Genomic DNA, 15,518 nt, shown 5'->3' with positions numbered 1-15,518 from the left:
AATACACCCCCCCCCCACTTGTCATTCTGGCGCAGGCCAGAATCCAGGCAAGGCTCATGCATAGCTTTGTTGCAATGAAGCGCAAGTGTCGCACTTGTTGTAGGCTCTAATCGGTATTTCTTTGGGCGGTTCAGCATTCGACTTTGCTGCTTTATTGAACCGTTGCTTTTCGCCCCTAGGCGAGTGACTTTTCTTTGCTTGCCCAAAGAACAAGTCACCAAAAGAAAGGGCACCCTAGCTTCCGCTTATCTCCCTGCGTTGCTCGTCAAAATAAGCGGTCGCGAAACTCGCCCTAGCGGCTTGCACACTACGCAAGCCACTGCGGAACTCAGACAGTCGCTCCCTTCCTCCTTATTTTGACTCCGCTACTCGGCGCGTCAGATAGGGGCCCGATTTAAACCACCACGATGGAATGTTAGTTAAACGTATGGCATTCAGGGCGCTTAGTGACTTTTCTAATTTATAAAGCTAGAAAGCCCAACAAACCAATTCAATTGTTTTGGTGGCTTTTATTGTTTTGTTTTCATGCTTTGTTTTTTCTCAGCTTGAGCGGGAAGCAATGTAAGAGTGCTCATTAAAGTAACCGCGTGGTGGGTTTAAATGGGCCCCTATCTGACGCGCCGAGTAGCGCAGTCAGCGTGGGAGTCTTCGGCCAGCGCCTGTTTGAGCTCCGCAACAAGCCACGGAGTGTGTGGCTTGTCAGGGCGAGTTTCGTTGGACGCCCACGTTGACGAGCAACGCAGGAAACAAGCGGAAGCTAGGGTGCATTTCTTTTGGTTACGTTTTCTTTGTGCAAGCAAAGAAAAGTAACTCGCCTAGAGGCGAAAGAAAATGCTGAAACAGAGCACAACGGAGCACTGAACCACCCAAAGAAATACCGATTAGAACTTCACAGATAATGCAGCACTCACTCTGCGCGGCCCGCCAGTTTGGGCAAGCAAAGAAACGTAACTCCCCTACAGGTGAAAAGAAATCGTACAAAAACAATAATTCTCTGATTCAAACGAAATCCTTGTATCAATCCTAAGCTAATCATCTACTAACTTTCCTTTGCCTTGACCCACAGTTAATTGCAAAACTCGAAAACGCCGATTCGCTTTTCGGTATAATCGCCAGATGGCTGACGAACAACTAGAATTTCTCAAACTCCCTCCGCACTCCATCGAAGCTGAACAATCCGTCCTCGGCGGGTTGTTGCTGGACAATGAAGCGCTGGACAAAATCGCCGATATTTTATCCGGCCAGGATTTTTACCAGCACGACCATAAGCTGATTTATGAACATATCACCAAGCTGATTGAGCGTAATCATCCGGCGGATATTGTCACCGTGGCTGAATCTCTGGAAAGTTCAGCCGAGCTCACTACCATTGGCGGCGTGGCTTATCTTGGCGCACTGGCGCAAAATACGCCGACTGCGGCAAACATACGCCGTTATGCCGAAATTGTGCGCGAACGCTTCGTCATGCGCCAGCTGGTCACCGTAGGAACGGGCATCGCTGAAAGTGCTTATTTGCCGAATGGCCGCAATGCACAGCAGTTGCTGGATGAAGCGGAAGCCAAGATTTTCCAGATTGCCGAAGGTGGCAATCGCAAGAGCCAGGGTTTTTTGGGTATGCAGGTGTTGTTGCCGCAAGTCGCTGACCGTATTGATTACCTGTATTCACGTGAGAATCACTCTGATGTGACTGGTATTCCAACTGGTTTTACTGATCTGGATTCAATGACTTCAGGTTTGCAGGGCGGCGATATGGTGATTATTGCCGGCCGTCCATCCATGGGTAAAACCGCGTTTGCGATCAATATTGCCGAAAACGTGGCTTTGAATACGAATAAAGCAGTCGCGATCTTCTCGATGGAGATGGGCGCGACGCAGCTGACCACACGTATGATTGGCTCAATTGGCCGCCTTGACCAGCACAAGATGCGTAACGGCAACCTGGAAGATGAAGACTGGGAAAAACTGACCACCGCTTTGGGAAAACTGAACGAAGCGCCGATTTACATTGATGAAGGCGCCGGGTTAAGCAGTTTTGACGTACGCGCACGTGCACGTCGTTTGCACCGCCAGACCGGCGAATTAGGATTGATCGTGATCGACTATTTGCAGTTGATGAGTTCACCGGCTGGTCGTCAGGGTGAGAACCGGGCGACAGAAATCTCTGAAATCTCACGTTCACTTAAAGCATTGGCGAAAGAGCTGGATGTGCCACTGATTGCCATCTCGCAGTTGAACCGAAGTGTGGATCAACGGCCTGACAAGCGTCCGGTGATGAGTGACTTGCGCGAATCCGGCGCGATTGAGCAGGATGCCGACTTGATCATGTTCGTATACCGTGACGAGTACTACAATCCGGACAGTGCTGAAAAAGGGACCGCTGAGATTATTATCGCCAAGCAGCGTAACGGCCCGATTGGTCGTGTACGCCTGACTTTTATGGGTGCACATACGCGCTTTATGGATTACGCGAACGCGGCGTATATGCCAGACGAATACTAGCGCAACGGGTTTTTCAACATGCGTCCTATCGTTGCTTATATCTCCGAAAAAGCATTGGCACATAACCTGGCACAAGTCAGACAGTTTGCGCCACATGCCAAGGTGCTTGCTGTGGTCAAAGCCAATGCTTATGGCCATTGCTTGCTGAATGCTGCACGTGGATTAAAAGAAACAGACGCATTTGCCGTGCTCAACATCAGCGAGGCGGTGACTTTGCGTGATGCCGGTTACCAGCATCCTATCCTGTTGCTGGAAGGCATTTTCTCTGCCGAAGAAATGACACTGGTGGATCGTTACAGACTGGATACCGTGATCTCCCATCGGGCGCAGTTGCAATGGTTGCTTGAGAGTCAGCCAAATATCCCGTTGCGGGTCTACCTGAAACTGGATAGTGGCATGCACAGGCTGGGTTTTCAGCCTGCAGATTACCAGGCGGCGCTTGACCTGTTAACCGCCAGTGCGAATGTCAGCGAAATCGTGCTGATGACCCATTTTGCCAATTCAGATCTGGTCGATGGTGTCACGCAAGCCATGCTAAAAGTAGAGCAGGTGATGGGCGCGCAGCCATACAAACGCTCGCTGGCCAATTCGGCTGCGATCATCCAGCAGCCACAGACGCATGCCGATTGGGTGCGCCCCGGCATCATGCTCTATGGCGCCACCCCGATTGCAGAGAAATCCGCTGCCTCACTTGGATTAAGCCCGGTAATGACACTGCAATCCGGCCTGATCGGCTTGCAGGAGATCGAAGCGGGTGAAAGTGTGGGCTACGGTAGCTTATTCACCGCAGACAAACCTACGCGCGTTGGCATCGTCGCTTGCGGTTATGCCGATGGTTATCCCCGGCATGCCCCCACCGGTACGCCGGTGGCGGTAAATGGCGTGCTCACGCGTACATTAGGCCGCGTCTCTATGGATATGCTGGCGGTAGATATCACCGATATAGCAGATGCCAATATCGGCAGTACCGTTGAGCTATGGGGAAGCCTGGTACCTGTAGATACAGTCGCACAAGCCAGTGGCACTATAGGCTATGAGTTGCTGTGCGCAGTCACTGCGCGCGTGCCTATGCATGTGATCGATTAAACGTTACTGACGAGTATTTCAGAGATCAATCCGCATGCGACAAACCGTTATCCCGCAATTGCGTATCACCAATGCCGAGCGCAGCCTGGCTTTTTATATCAATCGCCTGGGTTTTGCCATCGATTGGCAACATCAGTTCCAGCCCGGATTCCCGCTATTTTTTCAAATCACCCGGGCAGGGCAAACGATTTTTTTAACCGAACATCGGGGCGACTGCGAAACCGGTGGCGCTGTTTACTTTGTGGTGCCAGACGTGCGTGAACTGTATGCCGTATTTGAGAAAAATGGCGTCACTGCGACCAATCTGCCTGAAGATACGCCATGGGGCACCTGTGAATTTTTGCTGACTGACCCCGATGGTAATCGACTCAGGTTTGCGAACGATCTTTAAGCTTTATATTGCTTGGCGGCAATTCCAACCTTTTAAACTGCAGCTAACTCATCAGAACACACGGGTTTTTCAATATGGCAAAAGCTAAAACACAATATACCTGTACCGAGTGCGGTGCTTCGGAACCCAAATGGCAAGGCCAGTGCCCTAGCTGCCATGCCTGGAATACCCTGGTGGAGAGCGTGCCGGAGGTGGCTACCCAATGCCGTTTTGCCAGTTTGGCACCAACGGCGCAGTTACAAAAACTGGCCGAGGTGGAGGCGCAGGATGTCTCACGCCAGCAAACCGGCATTGCCGAGTTTGACCGCGTATTGGGCGGCGGCCTGGTGGCCGGTGGGGTAGTGCTGATCGGCGGCGACCCCGGTATCGGTAAATCGACGCTGTTGCTGCAAACAGTGTGTAAGGTGTCACAGAATCTGAAATCGTTTTACATCAGCGGTGAAGAGTCAGCGCAGCAGATCGCCATGCGGGCAAAACGGCTGGGGCTGGATGCCAGCCAGGTAGATGTGCTGGCCGAGATCAATCTGGAAAAGATCAGCCAGGTATTACAACAGCACCAGCCTGACCTGGTGATCATTGATTCCATCCAGACAGTCTATTCCGAAGCGTTGCAGTCAGCGCCCGGTTCGGTGGCGCAGGTGCGTGAATGTAGCGCGCAATTGACGCGTATCGCCAAACAGTTGGGTATCAGCATGATACTGGTCGGCCATGTCACCAAGGAAGGTTCATTGGCTGGCCCACGCGTGCTGGAGCATATTGTCGATAGCGTACTCTACTTCGAAGGCGATCAGAATTCGAGTTTTCGGCTGATCCGTGTTTTTAAAAACCGCTTCGGCGCTGTGAATGAGTTGGGCGTATTTGCCATGACTGAAAAAGGTTTGCGCGAAGTCAGTAATCCGTCGGCCTTGTTTTTGTCTCATCACGATACGCCTGTGCCAGGATCATGCATCACGGTGACTCAGGAGGGCACCCGTCCATTATTGGTTGAAATCCAGGCATTAGTCGACACCTCCCATGCCCCAAATCCCAAGCGACTGTGCGTGGGCTTAGAGCAGAACCGCCTGGCGATGTTGCTGGCAGTGTTGCATCGCCATGCCGGCGTCGCCTGTTTTGATCAGGATGTCTTTATCAATGCTGTGGGCGGTGTCAAGATCAGTGAGCCTGCAGTGGATCTGGCAGTACTATTGTCGATCGTTTCATCCTTTAAAAACAAGCCATTACTCAATAAATTAATCGTGTTTGGCGAAGTCGGATTAGCGGGAGAAGTGCGGCCAGTGCAACGCGGGCAAGAGCGTTTAAAAGAAGCGGCAAAACTGGGCTTTACCCATGCCATCATCCCCAAAGCCAATGCGCCGAAAGGCGGTGTGCCTGGGTTACATATTGATGCGATCGACCGTCTGGAACAAGCCATCGATTTGCTGCGCGCATAAAAAAATGGCAACGATGTCAGGGAGTGGCATCGTTGCCTGGAGTGGTGGTTGTTCAGAAGAGGGTGAACAGCCACAGGGAAGGGGTGCTGATATTTATTGCGTGTCTTGTGTTGAATTAGCTTTTTCTTTTGAAGTTTTTCACTGTGCCAGCCGGCATTCACGGGCAATTGCCCATCATTCAAAAAATCCTTTTTTCTCTCAACCCTAGCCTTGTGTAACGACGTGTTTATTCAGTGCTTGCAGTATAGGCAATTTGGTCAGGCGGGTCAGTTACATAGGGCAGGGTTTTGTAGCAATATGTAGCATTGCTGATACACATTGCCAGCCAGTATCTATAAGGCCGCGCAGGGGATGTCTGTTTTATTTTTTCACAAAAAGTTCATGCAACTATTCATGAAACTTGCTTGCCATAATCAGTGTGGATTACCACACGCATATGACAAGAATATGACGGTGAATAAAAAAACGGAACAGGAGCACAAAAATGAAAAAAACACTCATATTAATCCCCCTGCTGTTAAGCGCTTGCGCAAGTATGCAGCCAACACCGCAAACAACCAGTAATGGCAAGGCTGGTTACAAGCTAACCTGTAGTGAATTCAATACCACGGTGGAACAATGCAAAGTCAAAGCCAGTGAGTTGTGTTCACATGGATATGATGTTGATAAGCATATGACTTTCAGGGAAACCTACCCGGACAGCGGGGATGGGATCTATATGCCTGCGAGGAACCATGTGGTGGTTGCCTGTAAGGAATCCTGAGCGCTTGGGGTGATATAAAAGTCAGGCGTTAGCAAGCACCGCTTCGGCAGCTGCTATCCCGCTCATGACGGCACCTTCAATGGTGGCAGGGTAACGGCCTGCAACATAGTCGCCTGCCAAATGGATATGTGGTTGTGCCGTGATGGTATGTGGGCGCGCTAGATCAGGCGTACAACTAAATGTGGCACGTTTCTCGGTGATGATTTGTGTCCAGAGCGGGTGTGCGAGTTGCATACTATAACCCGCGAGTGCCTGATTTAATTCCGCAATGCATTGCTGCACCAGGCTGTCTTTATCGCTGGGCAATAACCCATGCGCACTGATCACTACCGCCAGTAATCCTGGCTGATCACAGCATATACCACGGTCAAATATCCATTGTGCTAATCCATGGCACAAGCCCATCATGGGCAATGGCAGCGTAGTTGTTGGCGGGTATTGCAGATACACCGTTGTGATTGGCTGGTAATCAAACGCCGGTATATCAATATCGCTAGCGATCGTTTTAAGCTGATGTGGACCCACTGCCAGGATGATATCGTCGAAGTGATGCAAACCATGAGCGATTTCCAGCACGCACTGCGCGCTTTCATGCCTTGCGGCGAGCACTGGCGTACGCATCAATACTTTGCCACCGAGTGCAATGATCTTTTCGAGCAGAGGGGTGATCAGGCTGCTGGATAAATCGGATTTTAAAATCAAAAAATCACTGTCAGACCGTTGCTGTTGAAAGCTGTCGCGCAGCACATTCAAAAAAACCTGGGCGCTGGCGCTTTCAATCGGGGTGTTTAATGCGGCAAGGCACAACGGCTCCCATAACATCCTGGTTGCCATTTCTGTTTGCTGGCCTTGTGTTAACAGGCTTGCCACGGTGGTGTCTTGCGTTAATGTGTATACGGATTGTTTCAACCGTAACATCCAGCGTATGGTCCGCCACTTGCTGTTTAAAGTCAGCCCACGCGCCGTGAGCAATGCCCACAATAAATGTAGCGGTGCAGGTAAGCAGGTGGGGGTGACGAGTGACATACGATCTGTGCCGTGATGCATATGCAACGCCAGCGGCAAACGCGTAAAGACCTGTGCAGGGTCCATGCCGGCTTCACGTAATAAAGTGAGCGTGGCGCGATAAGCCCCGAGACAGATATGCTGGCCATTATCCAACATGGTTTCTGCATGTGGCACGCCACGCGCACGGCCACCGGCCTGTGGTGCCGCTTCAAATAGCGTTACCTGTTGCCCCTGGCGCAACAATGTGTGCGCGGCCGATAGCCCGGCCAGCCCAGCGCCAACAATGGCGACATTGCGCGGTGTGTGCTTATGCATGCCAGTGAGCTAGCGGCGCTTTAACCATACGCCCAGGGCTAGTTTCAGTTTCCTGAAAGGCGGCAGTATGACTTTGTGGCTGAGCACCAGATTCGGGTCTTGCCGGATTTCCTGCAGTAAGGCGCGATAAATGGCCGCCATCATCAGGCCGGGCAATTGTGTGCTGGTATCTACTGCGGGCAATTGGCTCATGGCCTTGTCATAAAACATTTCCGCACGTTCAATCTGTTTAATCAGCAAGGCTTGCGTCTGCACCGATGCCTGGCTTTGCAGCAGTTGCTGTTCAGTCACGCCTGCTTTTTCCAGTTCATCGATCGGGATGTATATCCTGCCGCGTCTGGCATCTTCGCCAATATCGCGGATGATGTTCGTGAGCTGGAAAGCCATGCCCAGATCATGGGCATAAGCCAAAGTGGATTTGTCGCTATAGCCAAAAATCTGCGCCGAGAGCAGGCCAACAACGCTGGCAACGCGGTAGCAATACAATGCCAATTGTTCAAAATCGGCGTAGCGGTTGTATTGGGTATCCATTTGCATGCCGTCGATGATCTCAACGAAATGCGCTTCTTGCAGATCAAATGTTTCCACCACAGGTTTTAGCGCTTTGGTCACCGGGTGTTGCGGCACTGCATGGAACAAGCGATGTATTTCCTGTTTCCACCACTGCAATTTGGTTTGTGCGATCTGGTAATCGGTGCATTCATCGACCACATCATCCACTTCGCGGCAAAAGGCATACAGTGCCGTCATGGCTTCACGCTTATGCTTGGGTAAAAACAAAAAACTCAGGGTAAAGCTGGAACCGCTTTGTTTGGTTTTCTGCTGACAATATTGTTGCGGGGTCATTGTTTAAACAGGGCTTTCAGCAAAATAATCGGCCAATCAAAAGCATTCAGTGTGGGCCGGTGATGATAAATATCACCGCGGCAACGCTTTAATTTGTAAATGATTCGTTCGCCACCGGCAACGATCATGCGCAGCTCGAATCCGATACGGCCACGCAATTGGCGGCCCAGTGGCTTGCCCGCGAGCAGTAATTGCTCCGCGCGGGCTACATTGTACAAAAAGAATGCCTGCCAGGCGCTATCCAGGCGCTGATTTCGTAAATCCTGCTCAGTGATGCCAGCGGCCTGCATTTCGTCCTGGCATAAATAAATACGCCCGGTCTGGCCGTGTTTTTGCAGGTCGATGGCAATGTCCTGATAAAAATTGATCAGCTGTAAAGCTGTGCAAATCTGGTCCGACCATTCCCTGTGCAGCGCAGTATCCGCAGCATACAGCTGCAACATCAGTCTGCCGACCGGGTTGGCTGAGCGGCGGCAATAATCCAACAGCTCGGCAAAATCGGCATAGCGCGTTTTGACGACATCCTGCTTGAAAGCACTGATGAGATCCAGTAACGATTGCACTTCCAGCTTGTGGCTGTTGACCACTTGTTGCAGGGTTTTAAACAGCGGGCGTTCAGCCTTGATATAGGCCTGAATCAGTAATAACTCATCCTCGTAAGCTTGCAGTGCCTGCAGACGCTCGGTTTCGCTGGCATCGCCTTCGTCGGCAATATCGTCCGCTTCACGTGCAAACTGGTAGATCACGCTCACGGCATAACGCAAATGGGCGGGGAGCAGCAGTGAAGCAACCGGAAAGTTCTCATAATGGGTGTGTGCCAGGGTCACGCTGGCCGGTGTTGTCACGGGCTTGGAAAAGGCTTGCATGGCTTAAGTATGCCATAAATCCGTGATACGCTTATGCCTTGCACATTAACCTGCGGTAAAGAGAACTGAATGTTGGAGAAGATAGGATGTTAGGCATTATTGGGGGCACCGGGCTGACAGAGCTCACCAATCTGAATATTTCAAAACGCCTGATTGTGCGCACACCGTACGGCAAGCCTTCGCAACCTTTGGTATTCGGTGAGATCAATGGCAAAGAAGTCGTATTTCTCGCGCGTCACGGCGGCGGCCACACCATTCCCCCGCATGCGGTCAATTACCGCGCCAATATCTGGGCATTGCATTCGGTGGGTGTCACCGATTTATTGGCAGTGGCCACGGTGGGCGGCATCAGCAATCGCCTGATCCCGGGCGATATCGTCTTGCCGCACCAGATCCTCGATTACACCTATGGTCGCGATAACACCTATCACGACGGTGTGGAGCTGCCAGTGAGGCACATTGATTTCACTCAGCCTTATTCGCAAGCCATGCGTGAGCGTTGCCAGAAAGCCTCTGCCGATGCCGGTTGCCATCTGGTGGAGGGCGGCATCTATGCCTGCGTGCAGGGGCCGAGGCTGGAAACAGCCGCAGAAATCGACCGTTATGAGCGCGATGGCGCCACCATCGTCGGTATGACCGGCATGCCTGAAGCCGTGCTGGCGCGAGAGCTGGGCGTCGCTTATGCCGCCATTTGCCCGGTAGCCAATTTTGCGGCAGGCCGTGGCGATAGCGCGCAGGCCATCCATTTTGAGCAAGTCATGCCATTGTTGCAGCAAACCATGGATAAAGTGCGCTGCATCATTGCGCAATGTTTATCTGACCATCAATGTGCAACGGTTTAACCACTTTATAATTTTTGATGGAGCCTGATTGTGGCCATTAAACCCGTGCTGAGAATGGGCGACCCGGTACTGTATCAAGTCGCAGAAAAAGTCACCCAGTTTGATACGCCTGAACTGCATGCCCTGATCCAGGATATGCACGACACCATGACCGAAATGAATGGTGCCGGCATCGCCGCGCCACAAATCGGCGTGAGTTTGCAGGTGGTGATGTTTGGCGTTGGCAAAAACCCGCGTTACCCGGATGCCGAAGAAGTGCCTTTTACCATACTGATCAATCCTGAACTGACGCCGGTAGGTAACGAAGAAGAGGATGGTTGGGAAGGGTGCCTGTCTGTGCCCGGCATGCGCGGTGTGGTGCCACGCTTCCAGACCCTGCACTATCGCGGGTTTGACCCGCAAGGCAATGTCATTGATCGCACTGCCAGCGGCTTTCATGCACGGGTAGTACAGCATGAATGTGACCACTTATTTGGCATTCTTTACCCCATGCGTATCCGCGATATGACAAAATTTGGCTTTAATGATGTACTTTTTCCTGGAATAACGCTTCCAGATGACTGATAGTTTGCTATAATCCTGCCTTCCGGAAGAGTGGCAGAGCGGTTTAATGCTACAGTCTTGAAAACTGTCGAGGGTTCACGCCCTCCGTGAGTTCGAATCTCACCTCTTCCGCCAGTTACCAAGATGCCGCATGATTGCGGCATTTCTATTTAAAGTTTTTATCATCACTTTATATATTTAAGGAATCGTCATGACTCAAATCATCATCGACCACAATCCATCTGAAGAAAAATTGAATGACCTGGGCGTAAAAAGCTGGAACACATGGGATTGCGCACCTTCAAAATTCCCTTTGGATTTCACAATGACTGAAAAAGCCTATGTATTAGAAGGCGAATTCAAAGTGACTCCACAAGGTGGCGACACAGTAACGATCAAGGCTGGTGACTATGTTGAGTTTCCAAAAGGCCTGAAATCCCAGTGGGAAGTCGTTAAGCAATTGAAAAAACACTACAAACATTTCTAATTGATTGTTGTAGCAAGTATTCAATAAAAAAACCCTGCATCGCAGGGTTTTTTGTTTTATAGCCTTCGATGTCGCTTGAGACTTGCTGAAATCATTAAACTTTGCAAAATGGCAATGGATTTAGACGCAAATCAGCATCATTTTCTAGCCAAGTGACTGATATCAAACTACAATCTCACCCTGATTGAAAAATCAAACGCCTTGGGGTGGCTAACGCCTGAGATCTCGCGCAAGTGAGGAACCCAATGAACCTGACCCAGATAATGCTGGCGTAGGGACAGGCAGAGCATCTACAACGCAAAAGTTTTTGGTTTGTTGTCTCTCAACAAATCTACTCACGTCATTGTCACTCTCCCCCTGTCCTTTTTATGTGTCTTAATAGAAAGGATTTTCATGAAACCGATCACAAAACCGCTGTCCTTGATTGGGCTTTTACTCACCACGCACGCGTTTGGCGCAGAAGATGACGAGCCGGTAAAGCTCCCAGATGTGGTGGTAAGCGCAGATTTTCGCCCAAGTACCGCGCAGAAAACCGCTGTCAGCCTGACTGAGATAGACAAGGAAACCATAGAAGCGCGCAGCGCGCAGCATCTGGAAGAAGTGTTGAACCTGGCACCGAATGTCAATGTGTCAGCTGGGGCGTCCCGTGGGCGTTTTTTCCAGATTCGCGGCATGGGCATACTCAGTCAATATGATAATCCGGTGAATCCGTCCGTCGGTTTGATCATTGATGGCATAGATTTTAGCCGCCTGGGTGGCGCTGCGACGCTGTTTGATATTGATGCGATAGAAGTGTTACAAGGGCCACAAGGCACTAAATTCGGTCCTAATGCGATTGCAGGCGCCATTACCATGCGCAGTGCCGAGCCAACCAAAGCGTTTAAAATGCGTGCGCAAGCAGGCGTGGGTGAATATAACACACGTAACTTTGGGGTAGCGGTAGGCGGCACTATCGTTGAGGATCAGTTACTCGGTCGCGCCTCTATCTATACGCACAAATCTGATGGCTACATGCAAAACGACACCCTGGGTCGTGACGACACGCAAAAGCAGGATGAGCTAACCTTCCGCAGTAAATTCAAGTTATTCGCCACTGAGGATTTAACCCTGGATTTCACCTTGATGCATGTGAATGTGAATAACGGTTATGACGCATTCACCCTGGACAACTCCAGACGCAGCAGGTCCAACCAGCCTGGTGCAGACACGCAAAACACCAATGCTTTTGCGGTGAAAGCCAATTGGCAGGCCTCGGATGCAGTCATTATCCAGTCTGAAGCCACTTATTTAAATTCCTCATCCACCTACAGCTTTGATGGTGACTGGAGGACAGAGAATGACTTCGAGAAACACAATCGTGACCGAGATAATTACTCGTTTGAGCTACGCGCCTTATCCGATAAAGCTGGCCGCATTTTCAATGGCTCCACTGATTGGACGGTGGGTGTGTATCGGTTTGTGCAAGATGAGCACTTTAAGTCAAGCGTCGATTACAGAAGTTTCGGGCCTGACGAACTGACACAGTTAAGAGGCAAGTACAAAACAGAAAATACAGCCTTGTTTGGGCAACTGGATAGCCACTTAACCAACAAATTGACCCTGGTTTCAGGTTTGCGTGTTGAGGATTTCAAGGCCGACTATTCTGATAGTGGATTTGTGAGCTCAGTCCCTAGCAGTATGCAAAAGCGTTTGGACGAAGTACTTTTTGGTGCCAAATTAGGCTTGAATTACCAGGCGAATGCAGATCAATTACTGTATACCTCGTTAACACGCGGTTATAAACCTGGTGGCATCAACAACAAGGCCAATTTGCCGCAAAACCAGCGACAGTTTAATACCGAGTACATGTGGAACTTTGAAACAGGGCTGAAATCGAGCTGGCTGGATGGCACCTTGGTCACCATTCTGGCAGCTTTTTATGCAAAACGCCTGGATGCGCAAACACATAGTTCTGCTCAGATAGCCGGCACTGGGAATTTCATTGAGTTCTATGACAACGCCGCTCGAGCCACGCATCAAGGTGTAGAAGCAAGCCTGGATTGGTTCTTGACGGATCAATTCCGCATCATAGGTTCACTGGGGTTACTGGATGCAAAATTTGACAGCTATCAAAATCCAGACCCTACGGCCTATAGTGCGCAAGGGCGTCAAGTTGCCCATGCACCCAGATATACTTTTAACTTAGGCTCTGAGTTCTATGCGAATGATGCCTGGACCGTGCGCGCCAATGTAGAGGGTAAAGATAGCTTCTACTTTTCAGACAGCCATAAAGCCAAATCAAACGGCTATGCTGTGGTAAACGCCAGTGCTGACTACAGGTATGATAAACATTGGAAAGTCAGCGTATGGGCGAGAAACCTGTTCGATAAAGACTATGCCACACGCGGATTTTTCTTTGCTAACAACCCGGCCAATAACTTTGCTGTAGATGAAAAGTACGTTCAGTATGCCGAGCCCCGCATTGGTGGTATCACTGTTACTTACGATTATTAAAAAGAGGGCGTTCATTGCCCTTTGTGATTTCTAAAGTTTGGAGTTTATATGCGTATTTCAGTCGACATTAGTTTGTACCCCTTAACCGAAGGTTACGTAGAACCCATTCTGGCGTTCATTAACAAGCTCGAAGCCAATCCGAATCTGGTGGTGAAGCGCAATAGCCTGGCAACCCAGGTATTTGGCGACTATCGCGCAGTCATGGATTGCCTGGATGAAGAAATGGAAGCGGTGTTTACAGCGCTACCGCATAGTGTGTTTGTGATGAAATTTATTGGCACAGACAGAGCAGATGTGGTCGATGTATAACAACATAATCATTAATTTCTTTGGTGTTGCCTGACCATGAACCAAGATTATCTTCAGCCTGTCCTGACTGCATTCCAGCAAATGTCCACTTGGGAAATCGCCGCTGCCTTGATGGGCGTTGCCTATATTCTGCTGGCATCAAAAGAGTCGCAATGGTGCTGGCCGTTTGCCTTTTTCAGTACGCTGGTTTACACCGCACTGTTTTGGGAAGGTCAACTCCCCATGCAGGCGCTGCTGAATTTTTATTACATGGGCATGGCGATGTATGGCTTTTGGCTATGGCATAAACATGGCAAGCAGACAGATGCACTGGTGATCAGCCGCTGGCCTTGGAAATGGCATATTGGCTTTATTGCAGTGGGTATTGCTGTCAGTGCTGTGGTGGCTGCCTATCTGCAACAAACCGGGCAATCGCAAAGCCCCATGCTAGATGCCTATACCACGGTTTTTTCTGTGATGAACACCTGGTTGATCGCCAGGAAAGTGTTGGAGAACTGGCTATATTGGGCGGTGATTGATGGCGCTGCGACGATTTTGTATGTGCAGACCGGCTATTACGCAACTGCCGCTTTATTTGTGTTGAATACGATTCTGGCAGTGGCCGGCTTTATCAGTTGGGTGAAGCTTTACCGGCAACAAGCCACGTAAGTGTCACATCCTGGCGCAGGGCATGGCAAGTTTAAATGCGCTGCATCCATGTTGCCAGATCACGCTCACCCAGTATATTCATCAAAAACAGCAGTAGCTGGTAGCAAGGGGTATGTGCCGTATGGTCAGGCCATTCATGGGTTTGCGTGTAGCGCTGTTTAAATACAACCAGTTGCGCAGGCGTTAATACATATTCCAGCAACACCAGGTCCAGCGCACGCGGCGCAATCACAAACGCATCCAGATCTATCAGTGCCAGGTCATTGGCACCTGCATAACGGAACTGATCCCAACGCAGATCCAGCATCATGGGTACAAATTCAGCTTCCTCGATACTCTTCGCGTGCGCTAACACCTCAGCCAGTAATGCTTCGTCAATCACCGTATCGTGCTGTCTGGCCAGGAGAGCAAGGGTTTCTTGCAAACGGCTGGCCCATGCTGTTGCAGTCAATTGCGGGTCATGCAGCTTGCCCCAGCGGGTGTAAGTCGATTGATGCAGTTTCGCGATATGTTGGGCTAGCTGTATCACCCGCTGGTCGCTGATATCCTCAGATTCTACATCCTTGCCGGCCAGAAAGCGGGTGAGTATAAAGCGGTGAGCGCTTGCCGCGACAAAATCAGGCACGCTAAGTGCACCATTTTTCTGCAGAAAAGCATGCGTCAAATGGATACTAGCCAGGCTATCTGGAAAGTCCGCTGCAAACAAATGGTTTGCGCCCGACCAGAACGGAGACTTTTCTATGGTCGACTCATTACAAATTTTCAGCACCATTTCGCCGTCTGCTGTTTGGCAGTAAAAAAGCCGGTGTGTACTATCCGCAAACTTATTTGGGATAGCGACAGGCTGCGCAGCCAGTCTGGGCAAACCGGCTTGTTCTGATGGGCTGAGTTGCGGATAAGTAAACATGGTAAGCATTACATTTTAAGCCATCAGGATGTTTAAATCATCTGCGCTTCAACTTGGTATCATCGCTGGTGCGGGAATGCTTTTT

The 15,518-nt window shown here is 50.3% G+C and carries 15 protein-coding genes, 1 tRNA gene and 1 riboswitch; of the genes, 12 read left to right on the top strand and 4 right to left on the bottom strand.

Annotated elements, in window-relative coordinates; translation table 11 throughout:
• Positions 1–1,116: 1,116 nt before the first annotated feature.
• The 5 genes from dnaB (at position 1,117) to ACTS9Y_RS15280 (ending at position 6,169) form a co-directional block, all read left to right on the top strand.
• Positions 1,117–2,499 carry a replicative DNA helicase gene (dnaB, locus tag ACTS9Y_RS15300; protein ID WP_379028969.1) on the top strand — a complete coding sequence of 461 codons (1,383 nt, stop codon included), beginning with the start codon at positions 1,117–1,119 and terminating at the stop codon, positions 2,497–2,499.
• Between the two features lie 18 nt (positions 2,500–2,517).
• Positions 2,518–3,585: an alanine racemase gene (gene alr / locus ACTS9Y_RS15295; protein ID WP_442586761.1), complete on the top strand. Its 1,068-nt coding sequence runs from the start codon at positions 2,518–2,520 to the stop codon at positions 3,583–3,585.
• A 34-nt stretch (positions 3,586–3,619) separates the two neighbouring features.
• Complete coding sequence (locus ACTS9Y_RS15290; RefSeq protein WP_442586760.1) at positions 3,620–3,976, top strand: bleomycin resistance protein; 357 nt, start codon at positions 3,620–3,622, stop codon at positions 3,974–3,976.
• A 74-nt stretch (positions 3,977–4,050) separates the two neighbouring features.
• Positions 4,051–5,406, top strand: coding sequence for a DNA repair protein RadA (radA, locus tag ACTS9Y_RS15285; RefSeq protein ID WP_442586759.1), 1,356 nt, complete (start codon positions 4,051–4,053; stop codon positions 5,404–5,406).
• A gap of 484 nt (positions 5,407–5,890) precedes the next feature.
• Complete coding sequence (locus tag ACTS9Y_RS15280; protein WP_442586758.1) at positions 5,891–6,169, top strand: hypothetical protein; 279 nt, start codon at positions 5,891–5,893, stop codon at positions 6,167–6,169.
• A gap of 21 nt (positions 6,170–6,190) precedes the next feature.
• Here the strand turns inward: ACTS9Y_RS15280 and hpnE are convergent, their stop codons facing one another.
• The 3 genes from hpnE to hpnC are packed head-to-tail and all read right to left on the bottom strand — an operon-like array spanning position 6,191 to position 9,204.
• Complete coding sequence (gene hpnE / locus ACTS9Y_RS15275; RefSeq protein ID WP_442586757.1) at positions 6,191–7,492, bottom strand: hydroxysqualene dehydroxylase HpnE; 1,302 nt, start codon at positions 7,490–7,492, stop codon at positions 6,191–6,193.
• Between the two features lie 9 nt (positions 7,493–7,501).
• A complete protein-coding gene (hpnD, locus tag ACTS9Y_RS15270; RefSeq protein ID WP_442586756.1) occupies positions 7,502–8,338 on the bottom strand; it encodes a presqualene diphosphate synthase HpnD in 837 nt (278 codons plus the stop codon).
• Positions 8,335–9,204: a squalene synthase HpnC gene (gene hpnC / locus ACTS9Y_RS15265; RefSeq protein WP_442586755.1), complete on the bottom strand. Its 870-nt coding sequence runs from the start codon at positions 9,202–9,204 to the stop codon at positions 8,335–8,337. Before hpnC ends, hpnD begins: the two co-directional genes overlap by 4 nt.
• A gap of 86 nt (positions 9,205–9,290) precedes the next feature.
• Between hpnC and ACTS9Y_RS15260 the strand changes: the two genes are divergently transcribed.
• From ACTS9Y_RS15260 to pnuC, 7 genes are all read left to right on the top strand, one after another.
• Positions 9,291–10,046, top strand: coding sequence for an S-methyl-5'-thioinosine phosphorylase (locus ACTS9Y_RS15260; RefSeq protein WP_442586754.1), 756 nt, complete (start codon positions 9,291–9,293; stop codon positions 10,044–10,046).
• Positions 10,047–10,076: 30 nt separating this feature from the next.
• Positions 10,077–10,610 carry a peptide deformylase gene (gene def / locus ACTS9Y_RS15255; RefSeq protein WP_442586753.1) on the top strand — a complete coding sequence of 178 codons (534 nt, stop codon included), beginning with the start codon at positions 10,077–10,079 and terminating at the stop codon, positions 10,608–10,610.
• Between the two features lie 24 nt (positions 10,611–10,634).
• Positions 10,635–10,724, top strand: a tRNA-Ser gene (locus ACTS9Y_RS15250).
• Between the two features lie 76 nt (positions 10,725–10,800).
• Positions 10,801–11,076 carry a cupin domain-containing protein gene (locus tag ACTS9Y_RS15245; RefSeq protein ID WP_442586752.1) on the top strand — a complete coding sequence of 92 codons (276 nt, stop codon included), beginning with the start codon at positions 10,801–10,803 and terminating at the stop codon, positions 11,074–11,076.
• A 192-nt stretch (positions 11,077–11,268) separates the two neighbouring features.
• A riboswitch (TPP riboswitch) is annotated at positions 11,269–11,372 on the top strand.
• 97 nt (positions 11,373–11,469) lie between these two features.
• Positions 11,470–13,569 (top strand): TonB-dependent receptor, encoded by a 2,100-nt coding sequence (locus ACTS9Y_RS15240; RefSeq protein WP_442586751.1) that lies wholly within the window; start codon positions 11,470–11,472, stop codon positions 13,567–13,569.
• 48 nt (positions 13,570–13,617) lie between these two features.
• A complete protein-coding gene (locus ACTS9Y_RS15235) occupies positions 13,618–13,878 on the top strand; it encodes a YkoF family thiamine/hydroxymethylpyrimidine-binding protein (protein ID WP_442586750.1) in 261 nt (86 codons plus the stop codon).
• Positions 13,879–13,914: 36 nt separating this feature from the next.
• On the top strand, positions 13,915–14,526 hold the full coding sequence (gene pnuC, locus ACTS9Y_RS15230; RefSeq protein ID WP_442586749.1) for a nicotinamide riboside transporter PnuC: 612 nt from the start codon (positions 13,915–13,917) through the stop codon (positions 14,524–14,526).
• Positions 14,527–14,557: 31 nt separating this feature from the next.
• Here pnuC and ACTS9Y_RS15225 read toward each other — a convergent pair whose 3' ends face one another.
• Entirely contained in the window at positions 14,558–15,442 is an 885-nt protein-coding gene (locus ACTS9Y_RS15225) for a phosphotransferase (protein WP_442586748.1), read from the bottom strand.
• Between the last annotated feature and the right edge of the window lie 76 nt (positions 15,443–15,518).

It is taken from the genome of Methylophilus sp. (genome assembly GCF_052173275.1).
Classification (GTDB): domain Bacteria; phylum Pseudomonadota; class Gammaproteobacteria; order Burkholderiales; family Methylophilaceae; genus Methylophilus.
The sequence above is the reverse complement of the archived record's forward strand: the minus strand, read 5'-3'. Positions and strand labels throughout refer to the sequence as shown.

What these genes read in the sequence shown, in the direction of transcription:
- dnaB (WP_379028969.1), top strand. Translation starts at nt 1,117, where the DNA reads ATGGCTGACGAACAACTAGAATTTCTCAAACTCCCTCCGCACTCCATC.
- alr (WP_442586761.1), top strand. Translation starts at nt 2,518, where the DNA reads ATGCGTCCTATCGTTGCTTATATCTCCGAAAAAGCATTGGCACATAAC.
- ACTS9Y_RS15290 (WP_442586760.1), top strand. Translation starts at nt 3,620, where the DNA reads ATGCGACAAACCGTTATCCCGCAATTGCGTATCACCAATGCCGAGCGC.
- radA (WP_442586759.1), top strand. Translation starts at nt 4,051, where the DNA reads ATGGCAAAAGCTAAAACACAATATACCTGTACCGAGTGCGGTGCTTCG.
- ACTS9Y_RS15280 (WP_442586758.1), top strand. Translation starts at nt 5,891, where the DNA reads ATGAAAAAAACACTCATATTAATCCCCCTGCTGTTAAGCGCTTGCGCA.
- hpnE (WP_442586757.1), bottom strand. Translation starts at nt 7,492, where the DNA reads ATGCATAAGCACACACCGCGCAATGTCGCCATTGTTGGCGCTGGGCTG.
- hpnD (WP_442586756.1), bottom strand. Translation starts at nt 8,338, where the DNA reads ATGACCCCGCAACAATATTGTCAGCAGAAAACCAAACAAAGCGGTTCC.
- hpnC (WP_442586755.1), bottom strand. Translation starts at nt 9,204, where the DNA reads ATGCAAGCCTTTTCCAAGCCCGTGACAACACCGGCCAGCGTGACCCTG.
- ACTS9Y_RS15260 (WP_442586754.1), top strand. Translation starts at nt 9,291, where the DNA reads ATGTTAGGCATTATTGGGGGCACCGGGCTGACAGAGCTCACCAATCTG.
- ACTS9Y_RS15245 (WP_442586752.1), top strand. Translation starts at nt 10,801, where the DNA reads ATGACTCAAATCATCATCGACCACAATCCATCTGAAGAAAAATTGAAT.
- ACTS9Y_RS15240 (WP_442586751.1), top strand. Translation starts at nt 11,470, where the DNA reads ATGAAACCGATCACAAAACCGCTGTCCTTGATTGGGCTTTTACTCACC.
- ACTS9Y_RS15235 (WP_442586750.1), top strand. Translation starts at nt 13,618, where the DNA reads ATGCGTATTTCAGTCGACATTAGTTTGTACCCCTTAACCGAAGGTTAC.
- pnuC (WP_442586749.1), top strand. Translation starts at nt 13,915, where the DNA reads ATGAACCAAGATTATCTTCAGCCTGTCCTGACTGCATTCCAGCAAATG.
- ACTS9Y_RS15225 (WP_442586748.1), bottom strand. Translation starts at nt 15,442, where the DNA reads ATGCTTACCATGTTTACTTATCCGCAACTCAGCCCATCAGAACAAGCC.